Genomic DNA, 19,558 nt, shown 5'->3' on the forward strand with positions numbered 1-19,558 from the left:
CCTGCCGTACCGGCTCGGCTACCACCCGCGCAGGTCGGTCGTCGTCGTCGCCATGCACGGCCGCACCGCCGGAGTGGTCCAGCGTCATGACGTCTCCGACGACCGCGACCACTGCGAGGTCGCAGCCGCCCGTGCCCTCGAGGTCCTCGAGCGCGACGGGGCCGACGCGATCCTGCTCTTCGGCTTCGAGGACGCGCCCTGGCAGACGAGCCGTCTCCTCGAGGCGATCAGCGACGCCGCGACCGCGGCGGGCCTGTCCGTCGGGGTCCGTCTCGTCGTGCGCGACGGCCACGGCCACCTCACCGACGACGACGGGCGCACGAGCACGCAGCGGCTGCCGCGACCGGCCGACGTGCCGGCGGTTGCTCCCTTCGTCCGTGCCGGGGTCCATCCGCTGCCCACCCGTGAGGACCATGTCGAGCAGGTCCTGCCCGAGCGCGACGAGGAGCGCGCCGCGTGCGTCGCCGCGGCATCCGGAGGGGGACGGTCGCTCGCGGTCGGCGCCGACGACCACCGGCTCGCGCACGTGTGGTCCTCGGTGCTCGACCCCGCGAGGGACGCGGTGCCCGTGACCGAGATGCCGGACGACGAGCTGCGACTCGTCGTGGACTCCCTGCTCGACGTGCACTGGCGTGATGCCCTCATCAGCGTGCTGTGCCCGGGGTCGCTCTCGCTGGCGGCCATGCCCGGCCCGGTCGCCGACCTGGCGCGACGAGCCGCCGCCCGGTGCCCGTGGGTGGGCGACGACGCGACTCCCCACCCGGCTGACGTCCCTGACCACGAGCACGAGGACGTCGTCGCCGTGCGCGGGAGACTCGCGCAGGTGGCAGCGCTCGTGCCGCAGGTCCTGACCCCTTCGCTCGTGACGCTCACCGGCCTGCTCTCGTGGTGGGAGGGTGACGGGACGCTCGCCGGCATGTGCTTCGAGCGCGCGCTGGAGATCGACCCGGACCACCGTCTGTCGTGGCTGCTGCTCCAGCTGCTCTCGCACGGACTGCGGCCGTGGGAGGTCGCACTCTCCGACGGGCTGCCCGGATCGGCCGCCTGACGCTCGGGTCCGCACAGCGGACCGGGCTCGATCCGGGCCACCCGGACGGTTAGCATGGACGGCAGGTCATGAGCGCCAGCGTCAAGCCCCGGCTTGCTGGCCGGCAACCCTCCTCGCGACGGGGTGCCCCGGGTGATGACCCGGCTGCATCGAGGTGATGTGGCAAGGCGAGCCCCGGGAGACGTGCTGATGAGCGTTACCACCACACCCCCCACCAACCCCGCGCTGTGGCGCGACGGCGACGCGCCCGGCGACCGCCGGTTCGCGCAGATCGGTGACCTGTCGCTCGAGTCCGGCGAGCACCTGCCGGGGGTCGTCCTCGCCTACGAGACCTGGGGCGAGCTCAACGCCTCGCGCGACAACGCCATCCTCGTCGAGCACGCCCTCACCGGCGACAGCCACGTCGTCGGGCCCGCGGGCCACGGCCACCCGACGGCCGGCTGGTGGCCGGGACTCGTCGGATCCGGCGCGCTCCTCGACACCGATGAGTACTTCGTCGTGGCCATCAACGTCCTCGGCGGGTGCCAGGGCAGCACCGGTCCCGGCTCCCGGGCCGCCGACGGGCGCGCCTGGGGCAGTCGGTTCCCCCGCCTGACGATCCGCGACCAGGTCGCCGCCGAGGCACGGCTGGCCGACCAGCTCGGCATCGAGCGCTGGCACACGGTGATCGGCGGTTCGATGGGTGGCATGCGCACCCTCGAGTGGGTCGCGTCCCACCCCGACCGGGTCGGTACCGCGATCGCACTCGCGTCCACCGGCTACGCGACGGCCGAGCAGATCGCCTGGAGCCAGACCCAGATCCTCGCGATCCGCAATGACCCGTGGTTCGCCGACGGCGACTACTACGAGCACCCCCAGGGCCCAGAGGTCGGGCTGGGCATCGCCCGCCGCATCGCCCACGTCACCTACCGCAGCGAGCTCGAGCTGCACGAGCGCTTCGGCCGGGACGTGCAGGACGAGGCGGCGGGGGAGAGCGGCCGCCCCCGCTACACGATCGAGAGCTACCTCGACCACCACGGCGGCAAGCTCGCCGGGCGCTTCGACGCCAACTCCTACATCGTGCTGTCCGAGGCCATGAACTCCCACGACATCGGTCGCGGGCGCGGTGGCACGGCCGCTGCGCTGGCCCCCTTCGCCGGTCGTCTCGTCCTCGTGCCCGTCGACTCCGACCGGCTCTACCCGCCGCGCCTCTCCGAGGAACTGGCACAGGCGCACCCGCGCTCCGAGCTCGCGACGATCAGCTCGATCGTCGGTCACGACGGGTTCCTCACCGAGGTCGAGCAGGTCGCCCGACTGCTGCGCGAGGTCGTCTCCGGAGGGTCCGTCGACGACACGGAGCACGGGAGTGAGACAGGTCACGCTGGCGCGGTGTAGCGTCATCCAACAGGTCCAGTCCAGCCATCACATCTGACGAGGAGCACCGATGACGATCGTCGTGGGTTACGTGTCGACCAAGGAAGGCGAGGCCGCCCTCGAGCGGGCCTTCGAGGAGTGCCGCCTGCGCCAGGACAAGCTCGTCGTCATCCACTCCGACCGCGGCGGTGCCGGGTTGAGTGGCGACAGCGCGCGCAAGAACGAGGACGACCTCCGGCAGGTCCGGGCCCGCCTCGAGGAGGCGGGCGTCGAGGGCGAGGTCCGCGGCCTCGTCCGCGGCAAGGAGCCGGCCGAGGACCTCATCGTCGTCGCCGAGGAGACCGACGCCGACCTGATCATCATCGGCCTGCGCAAGCGCACCCCCGTGGGCAAGCTCATCCTCGGCTCCAACGCCCAGCGCGTGCTGCTCGACGCACCGTGCGACGTGCTCGCGGTCAAGGCGCGCTGAGGCGCTCCCATCCACCTCGCACCACCGCAGCGGGCGCTCCGAGGAGCGCCCGCTGCGGCATTCTCCACCGGCACGTTTTATAATGGTCACGAGCCCAGCGCACAGCGTCCGGGCGAGTCGGGCAGACGAGGTCACACGCCACCCACGTCGGTCCCGGCGGAATCCTCCGTGACGAAAGGTTGTTGGTGACTGCTGTGTCCCCACGCTCCTCCGGGGCGCAGGACTCCCTCCCCAAGGAGTTCGCGCACCCTTCGCTCCAGGAGCTGGTCCGGGTGGGCCACACGACCGGATCCATCACCAGCGATCAACTGCAGGCCGCATTCAGCGAGGCGAAGATCAGCCCCAGCCGGGGTCGGGTCGTCCTGCGGGCGCTCGACGACCAGGGAATCGAGGTTCAGGTGCCAGAGTCCACCGCGAAGAAGACGACCGCCAAGAAGGCTCCCGCCAAGAAGGCTCCCGCCAAGAAGGCCGCAGTGAAGAAGACCACGGCCGCCAAGAAGGCAGCGACGCCGGCCACGAAGGCCGCGGCCCCCGCGAAGAAGACCGCAACGAAGGCCGCCGCCAAGGCGACCACCAAGACCGCAGCTGCCGCTGCCGCCGCCCCGGCCAAGAAGGCTGCGGCGAAGAAGACCGCGGCCAAGAAGGCGACCGCGGCGAAGGCCGCCGCCAACCCGACGACGACGACGGCCGAGGAGCCGGCGCCCGGCGAGGACGACGTCCTGCACGAGGACCCCAAGGCCGCCGAAAAGCCCGAGGAGCAGGACGAGAAGTCCGGCTTCACGATCAGCAACGACGACGAGGACGACGCGCCCGCGCAGCAGGTCGTCACCGCCGGCGCCACCGCCGACCCGGTCAAGGACTACCTCAAGCAGATCGGCAAGGTCGCCCTCCTCAACGCCGAGCAGGAGGTCGAGCTGGCCAAGCGCATCGAGGCCGGCCTCTTCGCCGAGGAGAAGCTCGCCTCGGGCGAGAAGATCGACATGAAGTTCAAGCGCGAGCTGTGGTGGATCGCCCAGGACGGCAAGAACGCGAAGAACCACCTGCTCGAGGCCAACCTGCGACTCGTCGTCTCGCTGGCCAAGCGCTACACCGGTCGCGGCATGCTCTTCCTCGACCTGATCCAGGAGGGCAACCTCGGCCTGATCCGTGCGGTCGAGAAGTTCGACTACACCAAGGGCTACAAGTTCTCGACGTACGCGACGTGGTGGATCCGCCAGGCCATCACCCGCGCCATGGCCGACCAGGCGCGCACCATCCGCATCCCGGTCCACATGGTCGAGGTCATCAACAAGCTCGCCCGAGTGCAGCGCCAGATGCTCCAGGACCTGGGCCGCGAGCCCACTCCGGAGGAGCTGGCCAAGGAGCTGGACATGACGCCCGAAAAGGTCGTCGAGGTCCAGAAGTACGGCCGCGAGCCGATCTCGCTGCACACCCCGCTCGGCGAGGACGGCGACTCCGAGTTCGGTGACCTCATCGAGGACTCCGAGGCGGTCGTCCCGGCCGACGCCGTAAGCTTCACGCTCCTGCAGGAGCAGCTGCACTCGGTCCTCGACACGCTCAGCGAGCGCGAGGCCGGCGTCGTGTCGATGCGCTTCGGCCTGACCGACGGCCAGCCCAAGACGCTCGACGAGATCGGCAAGGTCTACGGCGTGACGCGTGAGCGCATCCGCCAGATCGAGTCCAAGACGATGAGCAAGCTGCGCCACCCGAGCCGCTCGCAGGTGCTGCGCGACTACCTCGACTGATCACCGCGCACGACGACGCAGGCCCCCACCATCGCGGTGGGGGCCTGCGTCGTCCCCGGGGGGCAGGAGGTGGAGGCGTGCGACGGGACGAAGGGGGTGGGCCCCGTGCCACTGTCCCGGACCGCGCATCTCCCCGGGGAAATGCGCGCTGGTGGACCCGGGACCGCGCATGTGCCCGGGCAAATGCGCGCTGTTGGACCCGGGACCGCGTGTTCAGGGAAGAGAGGGACGGGGGCGAAGGGGGCGTCAGCGGCGGCCGGTGACGCGGCGGGTGATCCCGCTGGCACCCTCCGCGACGCGACGTCCGAGGCGGCGCCACGCGTCGACGCCGTCCTGGGGCCACAGCAGCGAGCGGACCTGCGCGCTGCGCTGCCGGCTGGATCGGACCCGGTCGACGACGGCGCCGACCTCGCGGGAGATGTCCGGCAGGTCCTGGCCCGGTGCGCCGTAGCGGGCCCGCTCGAGCGTCGCGACGACGTGGTCGAGCTGCTCCTGCATCGGGGGTTCGAGGTGCATCCGGTGGCCGATCCACCGGCCGGCCTGCCGGGGCGTGGAGCCGACCGGAGCCCGGATGCCGAGGTCGTCGAGCTGGGTGACGAGCTCGCGCCACTCGCGCTCGACCCGCTCGGCGTCGTCGCGCGCGGTGCGACGCTCGCGACGGCGGGCGAGGAGCGCGGTGATCGGCAGGATGGACAGGACGGCGAGCACACCGAGGAGCCCGAGCAGCCACCACACCCAGCGGGGGGTGCCCTCGTCGGTCGGGGCCGTGCCCTCGTCCACGGCGGTGTCGTCGCTCGCCTCCGACGTCGTGCTCGTCGAGCTCGACGACTCCGTCGTCCTCGTCGTGGTCTCCGTCGAGGTCGAGTCCGAGGTGTCGATCGTGTACCCGGGGACGCTCGCGGCGCGCTGGCCCGGCGTCGGCTCGAAGCGCACCCAGCCGACGCCCTCGAAGTACAGCTCGGGCCACGCGTGGGCGTCGCTCGCCCGCACGATCCGCTGCCGGCCGTCCGGGCTGGAGCCGGGCAGGAAGCCGACGGCGACCCGGGCGGGGATGCCCCGCGCCCGCGCGAGCAGCGTCATCGTGGCGGCGAACTGCTGGCAGTAGCCGACCTTCGTCTCGAGGAAGTGGACGATCGGGTCGCGTCCCTCGGGCCGGGTCGGCAGGTCGAGGCTGTAGTCGAACTGCGGGTCACGCAGGTACTCCTGGATCGCCTGGGCCGCCTGGATGGGGGTGTCGTCGGGGGAGCCGAGGCTCTCGGCCAGCTCGGTGATCTCGACGACCGACCCGCTGTCGAGGGTGAGGTAGGAGTCGCGGTAGGCCGTCTCGTCGACGACCTCGTCACCGCCCGCTTCCAAGGCGTCGACGAAGTCCTCGTCCTGGGGGTCGAGCTCGATGAAGGAGGCCGAGTAGGTGCCCGGGGTGCGCTGTACACGGGCCGTACCGTCCGCACCCATGGCCCACGCGATGCCGCCGAGGTCCGCCGAGCGGGTCAGCCAGGGCAGGGGCAGCTGGGGTGCAGCGATCCCGTTGTCCTCGACGACGATCGTGCGTTGGTCGCGACCGATCGACTCGGGCACGCCGAGCAGAGGGTCGGTCGGGGTGAAGCCCTCACGCGGCTCGACCGCGCGGGAGCGCATCCGGCCGAAGCCCCCTTCGAAGTCCTCGACGATCGCCACGCGCAGCGGCTGGGGCGTCGGGTCATCGGTCGTGTAGCGCAGCACGGGTACCTGGCTCGGCGACTCGAGGCTGCGTCGCAGGTCCAGCTCGGTGGACAGGCGCATCCCCGCACCACCCGCTCCGGAGGAGCCCCCGCTGCGGCCCAGTCCGTCGAGGACGTAGCGGGTGGGCAGGTGGGGGACGAAGGTCGCGACCGCGACGGCGACGACGAGGGCGAGGGCGCCGACGCGCGCGGCCTGCCAGCGGTGCGAGCGGGCGGCGACGTCGTCACCGTCGCCCTGCGCCATCAGTGGGATCGATGTGGCCCAGGCGCGCAGGTCGAGATCGGACTGGTGGGCGACCATGGCCAACCACGCCGTCGCCGCGGCGACGAACCACAGGCCGTGGAGCGAGCCACCGGAGTTGGCGGCGGACACGAGGAAGAGGGAGAGCAGCGGCAGGCCGGCGATGGCCGGGGTGGCCGCCGTCGCGCTGGACAGGTCGACCGCCAGGGCGACGACGACGATGATGATGACGAGGGCGACGACGATGCTGGGGGTCGCGGGGGCCGGGGCCGCGTACTTCGTGATCGTCTCGCGGGCGTCCTCGAGGTGGTCGGCGAGGGCGGTGACCGTGGCGGCCGTGGGCAGCACGACCAGCCGGGTGGTCTCACCGAGCTGGGTCACCAGGACGTAGAGGGCGGTGACCAGGCTCTGCCCGAGGATGATGAGTCCCGCACGCGAGGTGAGCGCCCGCAGCACCATGCCGGAGACGGCGACGACGCCGATGCCGAAGACGGCGGGCACCACCCAGGTGGCCTCCTCGAAGAGTCGTCGGATCGGGAGCATGACGACGAAGGTCGCGACGGCGGCGAGCAGGCCGGCGACCACGCGCGGCTCGTACCTCATCGCGTGGCCCCCATCCCGACGCTCGCGCGGGCCCAGGTCTCGGCGAGGCCGGCTCCGGGCCGCACGACCTCGGCCCGCCACCCGCCGCTCGCCAGCTGCTGGGCCGTGACATCAGCGGGGCCCGCGGCGTCGCCCCCGGCGGAGAACCCGCCGCGGTCGATGACGAGCGCGATGCCCGTGCGGCTGCTCGCCGCGCACATCGCCGCGACCTCCTCGTCGAGGCCACCCAGCACGGCGACGACCAGACCACCGCCGTGCTGGGTGAAGTCCTGCAGCACCTCGACGAGCCCGCGCGGCGAGGTCGTCGGTGACGGTTGCACCGCCGCCAGACGGTCGAGGGCGTGGTCGAGGCTCTCGAGGGGCAGCACGACACCGGTCTCATCCGAGGCGAGGGACAGGTGCACCTCGAAGCGCTCACCGAGCAGCAGCGTGACGACGGAGGCCACGGCCGTCACCGACCACTCGAAGGACCCGCCGTCCCCGGTGCCCGCGTGGGCCGACGCGCGGTCGTCGAGCAGCACGAGGGCGCGGCGTCGGGTGGGCTGCTCGTCCTGGCGCACCATCGTCTGCCCGGTGCGCGCGGTCGAGCGCCAGTGGATGCGGCGCAGGTCGTCGCCGATGCGGTACTCGCGCACGCCCACGTCGTCCTCGCCGTGGAGGGCCACCCGCGGGGAGGTGGAGGTCTCGCCGCCCCCGCCGGCGGCCACGCCGCGCACGGGGGTGAGTGGCAGGACGCGGGGGAGCACGACGAGCGTGGTCTCACCGGGCAGGTCCACAGCCCGGGTCGCGAGGCCGAAGGGGTCGTTGACGCGCACGGCCAGCGGCCCGATGCGGTGGTGGCCCCGCACGTGGGAGCGCACCCGGTAGGTCATCCGGCGGCGCTTCTGGGCGTCGAGCCGGGGGACGAGCAGGTGCGGACGGTCGCCGAGGGCGTACGCCAGTCCCTCCTCACCGCGCAGGAGCGGGGTCGGCAGACGCCCGACATTGCTCACCTGCACGGTGACGTCGGCGTGCCCGTCGGTCGCGATCCGGGCCGGTGCGACGCTGCGCTGCACCTCGAGGTCGAGGTCACGGCGGGCAAGGAGGAGGGCCAGCGCCGGCAGCAGCAGGAGGAGGGCGCCGACCTTGGTCAAGTCCTGCAGGCCCAGGACGAGCCCCGCGAAGGTGACGAGCGCGCCGGCGCCCAGGAAGAGTCGCCCCCGCACCGTCACCGGGACCGCCTCATCTCGCAGCCGGGACGCGGGTGTGCTGCACCAGATCGGCCACGATGTCGAGCGGCTCGCGGCGGGCCAGCTGGGCCTCGCTGCTCAACAGCAACCGGTGGGCCAGCACGACGGGGGCGATGGCCTGGATGTCGTCCGGCAGGACGTGGTCGCGACCCTGCAGCGCGGCCCGGGCGCGACCCGCCCGCAGCAGGTGCAGCGTCGCGCGCGGGGAGGCGCCGAGCCGGATGAGCGAGCTGCGACGGGTGCCGGCCGCGATGTCGACGACGTACTGGCGCACCGCGGGGGAGGCGTGCACCGTGCGCACCGCGCCGATGAGCCGGCTGATGCCCTCGGCGTCGGTGACCGGCCGCAGCCGCTCGAGCGGGGAGGCCGCACCGTGGTGGTCGAGCATCGCGACCTCGGCGGCGGGCGTCGGGTAGCCCATCGACAGCCGTGCCATGAAGCGGTCTCGCTGCGCCTCCGGCAGCGGGTAGGTGCCCTCCATCTCCACGGGGTTCTGCGTCGCCATGATGATGAAGGGGTGCGGGAGGTCGTAGGTGTGGCCGTCGACCGTCACCTGCGCCTCCTCCATGCACTCGAGGAGGGCGGACTGCGCCTTGGGTGACGCGCGGTTGATCTCGTCGCCGACCACGACATTGGCGAAGACGGCGCCCGGGCGGAACTCGAAGGCGTGCTGCTCCTGGTTGTAGATGCTCACGCCCGTGATGTCACTCGGCAGCAGGTCGGGGGTGAACTGCACCCGGCGGACCGTGACGTCGATGCTGCGGGCGAGCGTCTTGGCGAGCATCGTCTTGCCGACGCCGGGGACGTCCTCGATGAGCAGGTGCCCCTCGGCGAGCAGGACGGTGATCGCGGTGTGCACGACATCGGGCTTGCCCTCGATGACGGCGTTCATCGCCGAGGCGAGCTCCTCACCGACGCGCACGACGTGCTCGAGGTCGGCACTGGGCGCCTGCACCGACGGGGTGCTCTCCCTGCTGAGGGTCACCACGACTCCGATCCGGACGACTGCGCCGCCCCACTTCGCTCCGCTGTGCACCCGACCCTACGTCGCCACGGGCCCTGCGCCCCCCGCCAGCGCCCGATGAGCCTGCACGACGAGCGCGAAGGGAGGGGCGCGGCCCTCCCTTCGGCCTCCGGGGTGAAAAATCCCCCCACTTTGCACCACCCCTGATTTGTCAGGGAAAACCCAGCAAGTTTTCGCGAGGAAATGGGGGAAATGGGTGTCGTGGAGGACCTAGGTGGAGTAAAGTGGGGGATCAAGGAAGCGCAGGGAGCCATCCGGGTCGACGTGAAGGGGAGGTGGCCGCGATGTTCCTCGGCACGCACACCCCCAAGCTCGACGACAAGGGACGCCTCTTCCTCCCCGCGAAGTTCCGCGACAAGCTCGCCGGCGGCCTCGTCATGACCCGTGGCCAGGAGCGCTGCCTCTACGTCTTCCCCATCGACGAGTTCACGAAGATCACGCAGAAGTTCCAGGAGGCCCCCACCTCGAGCAAGGCCGCGCGCGACTACATGCGCGTCTTCCTCTCCGGCGCGAGCGACGAGATCCCGGACAAGCAGGGCCGGGTCACCGTGCCCGCCGCCCTGCGCCAGTACGCCGGCCTCGACCGCGACTGCACGGTCATCGGCACCGGCGCCCGCGTCGAGGTCTGGGACACCGCCGCGTGGAACGAGTACCTGGCCAGCACCGAGCAGGCCTTCGCCGACCAGTCCGAGGAGGTGATCCCCGGACTCATGTGAGGCAGCTGCCATCCGGCCTCCAGCCGTGACGGCGCCGACCCGACTTCCCCCGGGCCGGAACGTCCCGGATGGGGACCAGGTGGCAGCAGCACACGGACCAGGGATCACCCACCACATGCCGGACACGAGCGACGAGCAGGAAGGGAGCGGGATGGAGCACATCGACACCGGCGGCGGACGCGACGCAGCCTCCCGCCACGTGCCCGTCATGCTCCCCGAGGTCCTCGACCTGCTCGCGCCCGCGCTCTCCACGCCGGGCGCGATCCACGTCGACGGGACCCTCGGCATGGGCGGCCACGCGCAGGCCGTGCTCGAGGCCGACCCGCAGGTGCGCCTCATCGGCATCGACCGCGACCCCCAGGCGCTGCGCCTGGCGGGGGAGCGGCTCGCCCCCTTCGGTGAGCGCGCCACCCTCGTGCACGCGGTCAACGACGAGATCGGCGCCGTCCTCGACGACCTCGGCATCGAGACCGTCACCTCCGCCTTCTTCGACCTCGGGGTCTCCTCCCTGCAGCTCGACGAGACCGAGCGGGGCTTCGCCTACGCCCACGACGCGCCGCTCGACATGCGGATGGACCCCACGACCGGGATGACGGCCGCCGACGTGCTCAACACCTACGACGCCCGCGACCTGGCGCGCGTGCTCTCCGACTACGGCGAGGAGCGGTTCGCTCGCAAGATCGCCGGCGCGATCGTCCGCGAGCGGGAGGTCACCCCCTTCGACCGGTCCGCGCGGCTCGTGGAGCTGCTCCGCTCGACGATCCCGATGGCCTCCCAGCGCGGCGGCGGCCACCCGGCCAAGCGGACCTTCCAGGCGCTGCGCATCGAGGTCAACGAGGAGCTCGCTGGCTGGTCGCGGGCGATCCCGGTCGCCCTCGAGCGGGTCGCCGTCGGCGGTCGCATCGCGGTCCTGTCCTTCCACTCCCTCGAGGACCGGATCACCAAACGGGCCTTGGCCGCCGGTGCCGCGTCCACCACCCCCGCCGGTCTGCCCGTCGAGCTGCCCGAGCACGCCCCCGAGCTGCGGCTGCTCACCCGTGGCGCCATGACCCCCGGCGAGGACGAGCTCGCCACCAACCCCCGATCCGCCTCCGTCCGCCTGCGGGCGGCCGAACGCATCCGAACTCCCCGCCGCACGAAAGGTGCCTGACCGATGAGCCAGTCGACCGTCGCCACCACCGTCGCCCGTCGCGCACCCGCGCGGCGGGAGCGCCCCGCGCTGCAGGTGGTCACCCCCGCCGACCGGGCCGGGTCCCCGTGGTTCCCCGTGCTCTGCGTCGTCCTCATGCTCGCCGGCCTGGGAGCCGTGCTCGGCCTCAACACCTCGATGGCCCAGAGCTCCTTCGAGGTCTCCGCCCTCGAGGCGCGCTCGGCGAGCCTCGCCGACACCGAGGACTCCCTGGCCCAGCAGGTCAACGACAAGGCCGCCCCGCAGCGGCTCGCCCTGCGCGCCGACGAGCTCGGGATGGTCCCGGCCGGCAGCGCCGCCTTCATCGACGTCGACAAGGGCAAGGTCCTCGGCGTGGCGGAGGTGGCGAAGGCGCCGGACGGATTTAACGTGGGAGCAGCCGCGACGAGCACCGCCGACGAGCCGAGCGGCTCCTCGACCGCCGCGTCCGACGGCGCCGGGGACAGCGCCGACAAGGACACCACCAAGAGCTCCGAGAAGAAGTCCTCGGACAACAAGAAGTCCGACGAGAAGAAGTCATCGACGGACACGAAGAAGTCCGCGGACGAGAAGGTCTCGTCCGGGGACTGACCGACCACCGCACGACCGCACCGCCGAGCAGCAGAGGGGACGCACGTTGACCCAGCGCCGACCCGACCGTCCCCGGGGCACCGGGCGACCCACGGGCCAGCCGTCGACCCCGGCCCGCAAGGCAGCCGCCAAGCGTCCCGTCGGCGGGCGCCCGTCCGCCAAGAAGGCCTCCGCCCAGCAGGTCCCCGCCAAGAAGGCACCGGCGAAGAAGGCACCGGCGAAGAAGGCTCCCGCCCGCTCGGCCCCGCCCCGGCGGCCGGCCGCGAAGCGGGCGCCGGCGCGCACCCCCGCTCCCGCCGTGGCGGTCGGCAACCCGCGCGCCCGGATGCGCGGGCTGATGGTCGTCTCGCTCATCGTGCTCAGCCTCTTCGCCGCGCAGCTGCTGCGGATCCAGGGCTTCGACTCCGAGGCGGTGGCCCGGGACGCCCTGGCCCAGCGCACCCAGACCGAGGCGATCCCCGCGCACCGCGGCACGATCTTCGATGCCAACGGCACCGTCCTGGCGCAGAGCCAGGAGCGCCGCACCGTCGTCGTCGACCAGACCGCGGTGCCCGAGTACGAGAAGAGCGTCGACGGCACCGAGACCACGGTCGGGGTCAAGGGCGCCACGCAGGACCTGGCCAAGATCCTCGGCGAGTCCGCCGAGGACCTGGAGCCGAAGATGACCGGCGACCTGCGCTACCGCGTCCTCGCCAAGAACATCTCGCCCCTCACCTGGCGGCGCATCAACGCCCTGGGCATCCCCGGCATCTACTCGGAGCGCTCCTCGCAGCGCACCTACCCGCAGTCGACGACCGTCGCCTCGCTCGTGGGCTTCGTGCAGCCGCAGGACCAGACGGCCGGCGGCGGGCTCGAGCTGCAGCTCGACGACCTGCTCAAGGGCACCCCCGGCAAGGCGACCTACGAGATCGCCCAGGACGGCTCGCGCCTGCCCAACGCCTCCGACGACGTCAGCTCCGCGACCGCCGGCAAGGACGTGCGGCTGACGATCGACAACGACATCCAGTGGTACGCGCAGAACGCGCTGGCCGACCAGGTCAAGAAGACCAAGGCGCTCTCCGGCACGATCGTCGTCCAGCGCGTCGACACCGGTGAGCTCGTCGCCCTGGCCTCGTACCCGACCTTCGACCCCAACAACCTCGGCGACGGCAAGGGTGTCTACACCAACCTCGCCTTCAGCGACGTCTTCGAGCCCGGCTCCACCTCGAAGATCCTCACCGTGGCCGCCGGCCTCGAGGAGGACACGATCGAGCCGGACACGCCGATGATCCTCCCGGGGGCCGTGACCCGTGGCAACCGCCGGCTGAGCGACTCGCACCCGCACCCCGACGAGTACCGCACCGTCGCCGGTGCACTGGCCCAGTCGAGCAACACGGGCACGATCCTCATCGGCGAGACGATGGAGCCGAAGACGCTCGAGGAGTACCTGCGCAAGTTCGGCTTCGGCTCCAAGAGCGGCTCCGGGTTCCCCGGTGAGTCCGCCGGCCTGCTGCCGCCCTCGGAGGACTGGAGCGGCTCGCAGCGGGCGACGATCACCTACGGCCAGGGCGTCTCGACGACCGCCGTCCAGGTGACCAATGTCTTCCAGGCCATCGCCAACGACGGGGTGCGGATCAGCCCGACCTTCGTCAAGGAGACGAGCGACGGCGAGGGCGGCTGGGACCCGGCGCCTGCGGGCAAGCGCACCCAGGCGGTGTCCAAGGAGACCGCCAACCAGGTCGCCCGGATGCTCGAGGGCGTCGTCTCGGACGAGGGCACGGCGCCGCAGGCCAAGATCAAGGGCTACCGCGTCGCCGGCAAGACCGGCACCGCCGACCGCTACGACTCCGAGGCGGGGGGCTACTCCGGCAAGACCGCGAGCTTCATCGGCTTCGCGCCGGCCGACGACCCGCAGCTCGTCGTCTCGGTGATCCTCCAGCGTCCGATCAAGGGCTACTACGGCGGCACCGTCGCCGCGCCCGTCTTCAAGGACGTCATGACCTACGCCCTGCAAAAGGAAAAGGTCCCGCCGACCCCGCAGGACGCCAAGGCGCCCAAGGTCAAGACCAAGCTGCCGCAGCGACCCGACGCCGACACCCCGGGTCTGCTGATGGACCGCGGTCCCAACGGCGCGGGGTAAGGTCTCCCGCCGTGTCCTTCCCACGACCCGAGCGGATCCACCCGCTGACCCTGAGCGCCGTCACCGACGTCATCGGTGACGCCGTGCGGTCGACCGACGGCGACTCCGGCACGCAGGTGACCGGTGTCTCGCTCGACACCTCCTCCCTTCGCCCCGGTGACCTGTGGGCGGCGCTGCCGGGCGCCCGGGCCCACGGCGCCGACTTCGCCGACAAGGCGCTCGCGGCCGGCGCGGTGGCGGTCCTCACCGACGCCGACGGCGTCTCCCGACTGCGGGCGAAGGGGGTCGACCTGCCCCTGGTCGAGTGCGAGACCCCTCGCGCGGTCCTCGGTCGCGTCGCCGCGGCCGTCTACGACAGCGCGGAGCGCCGGCCGACGATGTTCGGCATCACGGGGACCAACGGCAAGACGACGACCGCCTACCTCATGGTCTCCGCCCTCGAGGCCCTCGGCCGCACGACCGGGCTCATCGGCACCATCGAGACCCGCATCGGTGAGGAGCGCGTGCGCTCGGTGCGCACGACCCCGGAGACGACCGACCTGCACGCGCTGCTCGCGACGATGGGGGAGCGGGGCGTCGACGACTGCGTCATGGAGGTCTCCAGCCACGCCCTGACCCTCCACCGGGTCGACGAGGTCGTCTACGACGTGGCCCTCTTCGCCAACCTCAGCCAGGACCACCTCGACTTCCACGGGACGATGGAGGAGTACTTCCTCGCCAAGGCGAGCCTCTTCACCCCCGAGCGCTCCCGCCGCGGCGTCGTCTGCGTCGACGACGAGTGGGGCCAGCGCTTGGCGCAGGAGGCCACGGTGCCCGTCACGACGGTCACCTCGCGGCTGGACGTCGAGGCCGACTGGGTCGTCGGTGGCGACCCGCGCGAGCCGCAGCTGACCCTCCACGGCCACGACGGCGCGGCCCACGACCTCGTGTCGGCCCTGCCCGGTGACTTCAACCGGGTCAACACGGCCATGGCTGCGGTCGCGCTCATCGAGGCCGGCATCCCGGCCGACCGGGTCGCCGAGGCGGTCCTGGCCCGACCCCACGTGCCGGGCCGCATGGAGATCGTCGCGCCGAGCGACCCCGACCGCGATGACCTGCCGCTGGCGATCGTCGACTTCGCCCACACGCCCGATGCGGTGGGCGCGGCCCTGTCCGCGCTGCGCCCCCAGACCAATGGTGTGCTCGTCGTCGTCCTCGGCGCCGGCGGCAGCCGCGACCCCGGCAAGCGCCCGGGCATGGGGGCCGCGGCCGCGGCCCACGCGGACGTCGTCATCGTCACCGACGACAACCCGCGCGACGAGGACCCGGCGCTGATCCGCGCCGCCGTCGCCGAAGGTGTCTGGCCCCGTGCCCGCGCCCGCCTCGAGGTGGTCGAGGGCCGGGTCGACGCCATCGAGCGGGCGGTGCAGATCGCCCACGAGTCCGGCCCGGGAGCGACCGTCGCCGTCCTCGGCAAGGGGCACGAGCAGGGCCAGGAGGTTCGCGGCGAGGTCCGCGACCACGACGACCGGGCGGTCCTGCGGGCCGCCCTCGACCGCCGGAGCGTCAACGGATGATCCCCACGACCCTGGGCGCCGTCGCCGGCATCACCGGCGGGCGCCTGCACGGATGCAGCACGGCGGAGGCGGACGAGATCGTCGTCGACGGTCCCGTCGTCACCGACTCGCGCGAGGCCGGACCCGGCAGCCTGTACGTCGCCCGCATCGGCGAGAGCGCCGACGGCCACGACTTCGTCCTCGGCGCCGCGCAGCGCGGAGCCGTCGCGGCGCTGACCACCCGGGAGGTCGACGGCCTGCCCTGCGTCGTCGTCGACGACGAGCAGGCCGGGTTCGTCGCCCTCGCCCGCCACCTCGTCGACTCGCGCCCCGACCTGACCGTCATCGGCATCACCGGCTCCTCCGGCAAGACGAGCACCAAGGACCTGCTCGGGTCCGTCCTGTCCGCCGACGGCGAGACGGTCGCCCCGGTCGGCTCCTACAACTCCGAGGTCGGCGTCCCGCTCACCGTCTGCCGGATCACCCCCACGACGCGTCACCTCGTCGTCGAGATGGGGGCGCGCGGCATCGGCCACGTCGACTACCTCACCCGCATCGCCCCGCCGCGTATCGGCATCGTCCTCAACGTCGGCCACGCCCACGTCGGCGAGTTCGGCTCCGTCGACGCGATCGCGCAGGCGAAGGGAGAGCTGCCCGCCTCCCTTCCCGCCGACGGTGTCGCCGTGCTCAACGCCGACGACCCGCTCGTCGCCGCCATGGCCGAGCGGACGCAGGCGCAGGTCGTGCTCGTCGGCGAGTCCGAGGCCGCGCACGTGCGGGCCACCGACGTGACCCTCGACGAGCTGGGCGCGCCCTCGTTCACCGTGGACGCCCCCTTCGGCAGCGCCCGCGTGCAGCTCGCGCTCGTCGGCCGCCACCACGTCGGCAACGCGCTGGCGGTCATCGCCGCCGCGCAGGCCGCCGGGACGACGCTCGAGCAGATCGTGCCGGCCCTGGCGCAGGCTCGACCCGTGAGCCGCTGGCGGATGGAGGTCACCCGCCGCGACGACGGGGTCGTCGTCGTCAACGACGCCTACAACGCCAACCCCGACTCGATGTCCGCGGCCCTGCGCAGCGTCGCCGGCATGGCGACGACCGGCCGCCGCTGGGCCGTCCTCGGCGCGATGCTCGAGCTCGGCGACGACTCCGCGCAGCTGCACGCCGGGGTCGGACGCGAGGCCGCGGAGCTCGGGTTCGACGAGATCCTCGTCGTCGGCGAGTCCGCCGCCCCGATCGCGACCGGCGCGGGGGACAATGGCTCCGGGGACGTCAACGTCCGGGTCGTGCCCGACGCCGCCGCAGCGGAGGAGCTGCTCGTGGCGGAGCTCGCCACGCCGGACCTCGTCCTGTTCAAGTCGAGCCGTGATGCCGGTCTACGGTGGCTCGGAGAGCGCATCGTCACAAGGGAGGCCCGTCCGTGAAGGCAGTGGTCATCGCGTCCGTCGTCTCCCTCGTCCTCGCCCTGCTCGGGACGCCGATGTTCATCCGCTACCTCGTCAAGCAGGGCTACGGCCAGTTCATCCGCGACGACGGCCCGACCTCGCACCACACCAAGCGCGGCACCCCGACCATGGGCGGCGCCGTCATCATCGCCTCGACGGTCCTGGCCTACGCGGTCGCGCACCTCGTGCTGTGGAGCCCCCCGACCGTCAGCGGCCTGCTCGTCCTCTTCCTCATGGTCGGGCTCGGCGCGGTCGGCTTCGCCGACGACTACATCAAGATCAGCCGGCAGCGCAGCCTCGGCCTGCGGTCGGGGCAAAAGCTGGTCGGCCAGACCCTCGTCGGCGTGATCTTCGCGGCCCTGGCGCTGCAGTTCCCCAACGAGGGGCTGCGCCGGCCCGCCTCGACGCACATCTCCTTCGTGCGCGACACCGCGATCGACCTGGCCTTCGCCGGCCCGATCATCGGCATGGTCCTGTTCATCCTCTGGGCCAACCTGATGATCGCCGGCACGTCCAACGGCGTGAACCTCACCGACGGCCTCGACGGCCTGGCCACCGGCTCGTCGGTCATGGTCTTCGGCGCCTACGTCGTCATCTCGATCTGGCAGTTCAACCAGAACTGCCAGACCAACCCGGGCGTCAACTGCTACGACGTGCGTGATCCGCTCGACCTGGCCGTGGTCGCCGCGGCCGGCACCGGCGCCTGCTTCGGGTTCCTGTGGTGGAACGCCTCACCCGCCAAGATCTTCATGGGCGACACCGGGTCGCTCGCCCTCGGTGGCGCGCTCGCCGGCCTGGCGATCCTCTCGCGCACCGAGCTGCTCATCATCATCCTCGGCGGTCTGTTCGTCACGATCACCCTGTCGGTGATCATCCAGGTCGCTTCCTTCAAGTCGACCGGCAAGCGGGTCTTCCGCATGGCGCCCCTGCAGCACCACTTCGAGCTGCTCGGATGGCAGGAGGTGACGATCGTCATCCGCTTCTGGATCGTCGCGGGGCTCTTCGTCGCCGCCGGCCTGGCGATCTTCTACGGCGAATGGGTCGTGGGGGCACCGTGATCGGTGGTCATCCCCGTGATGCACGACTGGCGGGCCTGACCAGCAGCGAGGCCGACTGGGCCGGTCTGCGCGTCGTCGTCACCGGCTTGGGGGTCAGCGGCTTCGCCGCGGCCGACGCGCTGCTGCAGTACGGCGCCCACGTGCGCGTCGTCGACGGGGCGACGCCGGTCGAGGGCACGCCGATGGCGCAGCGTGCCCAGATCCTCGAGGTCCTCGACGCCCAGCTGCACCTGGGTGACGGTGCCGAGACCGCGCTGCCGGTGCCTGCTGACGAGATCGACCTCGTCGTCACCTCGCCCGGGTGGGCGCCGCACCAGCCGCTGCTCGCCGCCGCGGCCGAGGCGGGCATCCCGATCTGGGGCGACGTCGAGCTGGCCTGGCGCCTGCGTCCCCGCGAAGGGGGAGCCCCCTGGCTCCTCGTCACCGGCACCAACGGCAAGACGACGACGGTGCAGATGCTCACCTCGATGCTCCGCGCGGCGGGACTGCGGGCCGCCAGCGGCGGCAACGTCGGCACGCCCGTGCTCGACCTGGTCCAGCACCCCGACCCCTATGACGTCATCGCCGTCGAGCTGAGCAGCTTCCAGCTGCACTGGAGCCACTCGCTGCGGCCGCAGGCCGCCGCCTGCCTCAACATCGCGCCCGACCACATCGACTGGCACGGCTCCTACGAGGAGTACGCCGCGGCCAAGGGCAAGGTCTACGCCAACGCCGAGATCGCCTGCGTCTACAACGAGCAGGACCCGGCCACGCGCCGGCTCGTCGAGGAGGCCGACGTCGTCGAGGGATGTCGGGCGGTCTCCTTCACCTTGGGCAGCCCCGCTCCGTCGATGCTCGGGCTCGTCGAGGACGTGCTCGCCGACCGGGCCTTCGTCGAGGACCGGGCCACGTCCGCGGCCGAACTCGGCAGCCTCGCCGACCTGCAGGGGGAGGCGCCGAGCGTCCCTCCCCACCTTGTCGCCAATGCCCTGGCTGCCGCCGCGCTGGCCCGCGCCCACGGCGTGCCGCCCGTCGCCGTCCGCGACGGGCTGCGCGCGTGGCGCCCCGAGCCGCACCGCATCGCGCACGTCGCGACCGCCGGTGAGGTGCACTGGATCGACGACTCCAAGGCGACCAACCCGCACGCAGCCCTGGCCAGTCTCACCTCCTACGAGCACGTGGTCTGGGTCGCCGGGGGCCTGCTCAAGGGGGCCGACGTCGACGAGCTCGTCGCCGCCGCGGCCGGTCGACTGCGGGCCGTCGTGCTCATCGGGCGCGATCGCGAGCAGATCGCGACCGCCGTGGGGCGACACGCGCCCGAGGTCCCCGTGATCGACGTCGCGGCGACGGACACTGGGGCCATGGACCTCGTCGTCCGCCACGCGGGGGAGCTCGCACGGCCGGGTGACGTGGTGCTGCTCGCCCCGGCGGCGGCGTCCATGGACATGTTCGACAACTACGGGGCCCGCGGCGACGCCTTCGCCGCGGCGGTGGACCGGTACCTGCAGGAGGGGTGA

Annotated in this window: 15 protein-coding genes and 1 riboswitch; of the genes, 12 read left to right on the top strand and 3 right to left on the bottom strand. The window is 72.3% G+C overall.

The window, feature by feature from the left end:
- The 4 genes from JAN01S_RS02110 to JAN01S_RS02125 form a co-directional block, all read left to right on the top strand.
- A partial coding sequence (locus JAN01S_RS02110) for a DUF4192 domain-containing protein (protein ID WP_068312967.1) occupies window positions 1–1,048 on the top strand: 1,048 nt, incomplete at its 5' end.
- A 64-nt stretch (window positions 1,049–1,112) separates the two neighbouring features.
- A riboswitch (SAM riboswitch) is annotated at window positions 1,113–1,222 on the top strand.
- 15 nt (window positions 1,223–1,237) lie between these two features.
- Entirely contained in the window at window positions 1,238–2,422 is a 1,185-nt protein-coding gene (metX, locus tag JAN01S_RS02115; RefSeq protein WP_068313113.1) for a homoserine O-acetyltransferase MetX, read from the top strand.
- Between the two features lie 49 nt (window positions 2,423–2,471).
- Window positions 2,472–2,870, top strand: a complete 399-nt coding sequence (locus tag JAN01S_RS02120; protein WP_068312970.1) for a universal stress protein — start codon at window positions 2,472–2,474, stop codon at window positions 2,868–2,870.
- Window positions 2,871–3,055: 185 nt separating this feature from the next.
- The gene (locus JAN01S_RS02125) at window positions 3,056–4,615 is read left to right on the top strand and encodes an RNA polymerase sigma factor (protein WP_084359942.1); all 1,560 of its coding nucleotides are present in this window, start codon (window positions 3,056–3,058) and stop codon (window positions 4,613–4,615) included.
- 246 nt (window positions 4,616–4,861) lie between these two features.
- On the opposite strand, the gene JAN01S_RS02130 is transcribed toward JAN01S_RS02125, so the two are convergent.
- Genes JAN01S_RS02130 through JAN01S_RS02140 form a run of 3 tightly spaced genes read right to left on the bottom strand, consistent with a single transcriptional unit; the run spans window position 4,862 to window position 9,394 of the window.
- The gene (locus tag JAN01S_RS02130) at window positions 4,862–7,180 is read right to left on the bottom strand and encodes a transglutaminase TgpA family protein (RefSeq protein ID WP_157075559.1); all 2,319 of its coding nucleotides are present in this window, start codon (window positions 7,178–7,180) and stop codon (window positions 4,862–4,864) included.
- Window positions 7,177–8,391 (bottom strand): DUF58 domain-containing protein, encoded by a 1,215-nt coding sequence (locus JAN01S_RS02135; protein ID WP_068312979.1) that lies wholly within the window; start codon window positions 8,389–8,391, stop codon window positions 7,177–7,179. The genes JAN01S_RS02130 and JAN01S_RS02135 overlap by 4 nt, the downstream gene beginning before the upstream one ends.
- A gap of 10 nt (window positions 8,392–8,401) precedes the next feature.
- Entirely contained in the window at window positions 8,402–9,394 is a 993-nt protein-coding gene (locus tag JAN01S_RS02140; RefSeq protein ID WP_217999989.1) for an AAA family ATPase, read from the bottom strand.
- A gap of 323 nt (window positions 9,395–9,717) precedes the next feature.
- On the opposite strand from JAN01S_RS02140, the gene mraZ reads away from it, so the two are divergent.
- The 8 genes from mraZ to murD all read left to right on the top strand — a co-directional run bounded on the left by mraZ (window position 9,718) and on the right by murD (window position 19,558).
- A complete protein-coding gene (gene mraZ, locus JAN01S_RS02145; RefSeq protein ID WP_068312986.1) occupies window positions 9,718–10,149 on the top strand; it encodes a division/cell wall cluster transcriptional repressor MraZ in 432 nt (143 codons plus the stop codon).
- Window positions 10,150–10,300: 151 nt separating this feature from the next.
- Window positions 10,301–11,299, top strand: a complete 999-nt coding sequence (gene rsmH / locus JAN01S_RS02150; RefSeq protein WP_068313118.1) for a 16S rRNA (cytosine(1402)-N(4))-methyltransferase RsmH — start codon at window positions 10,301–10,303, stop codon at window positions 11,297–11,299.
- 3 nt (window positions 11,300–11,302) lie between these two features.
- The gene (gene ftsL, locus JAN01S_RS02155; RefSeq protein WP_068312990.1) at window positions 11,303–11,908 is read left to right on the top strand and encodes a cell division protein FtsL; all 606 of its coding nucleotides are present in this window, start codon (window positions 11,303–11,305) and stop codon (window positions 11,906–11,908) included.
- 46 nt (window positions 11,909–11,954) lie between these two features.
- A complete protein-coding gene (locus JAN01S_RS02160; protein WP_244884721.1) occupies window positions 11,955–14,027 on the top strand; it encodes a peptidoglycan D,D-transpeptidase FtsI family protein in 2,073 nt (690 codons plus the stop codon).
- Window positions 14,028–14,038: 11 nt separating this feature from the next.
- Window positions 14,039–15,583: a UDP-N-acetylmuramoyl-L-alanyl-D-glutamate--2,6-diaminopimelate ligase gene (locus JAN01S_RS02165; protein ID WP_068312991.1), complete on the top strand. Its 1,545-nt coding sequence runs from the start codon at window positions 14,039–14,041 to the stop codon at window positions 15,581–15,583.
- Window positions 15,580–16,983, top strand: coding sequence for a UDP-N-acetylmuramoyl-tripeptide--D-alanyl-D-alanine ligase (locus JAN01S_RS02170; RefSeq protein ID WP_068312992.1), 1,404 nt, complete (start codon window positions 15,580–15,582; stop codon window positions 16,981–16,983). The genes JAN01S_RS02165 and JAN01S_RS02170 overlap by 4 nt, the downstream gene beginning before the upstream one ends.
- On the top strand, window positions 16,980–18,062 hold the full coding sequence (gene mraY / locus JAN01S_RS02175; RefSeq protein ID WP_068312995.1) for a phospho-N-acetylmuramoyl-pentapeptide-transferase: 1,083 nt from the start codon (window positions 16,980–16,982) through the stop codon (window positions 18,060–18,062). Before JAN01S_RS02170 ends, mraY begins: the two co-directional genes overlap by 4 nt.
- A complete protein-coding gene (gene murD, locus JAN01S_RS02180) occupies window positions 18,041–19,558 on the top strand; it encodes a UDP-N-acetylmuramoyl-L-alanine--D-glutamate ligase (RefSeq protein WP_068312998.1) in 1,518 nt (505 codons plus the stop codon). Before mraY ends, murD begins: the two co-directional genes overlap by 22 nt.

This window comes from Janibacter anophelis NBRC 107843 (assembly GCF_001570945.1).
Taxonomy (GTDB): Bacteria; Actinomycetota; Actinomycetes; order Actinomycetales; family Dermatophilaceae; genus Janibacter; species Janibacter anophelis.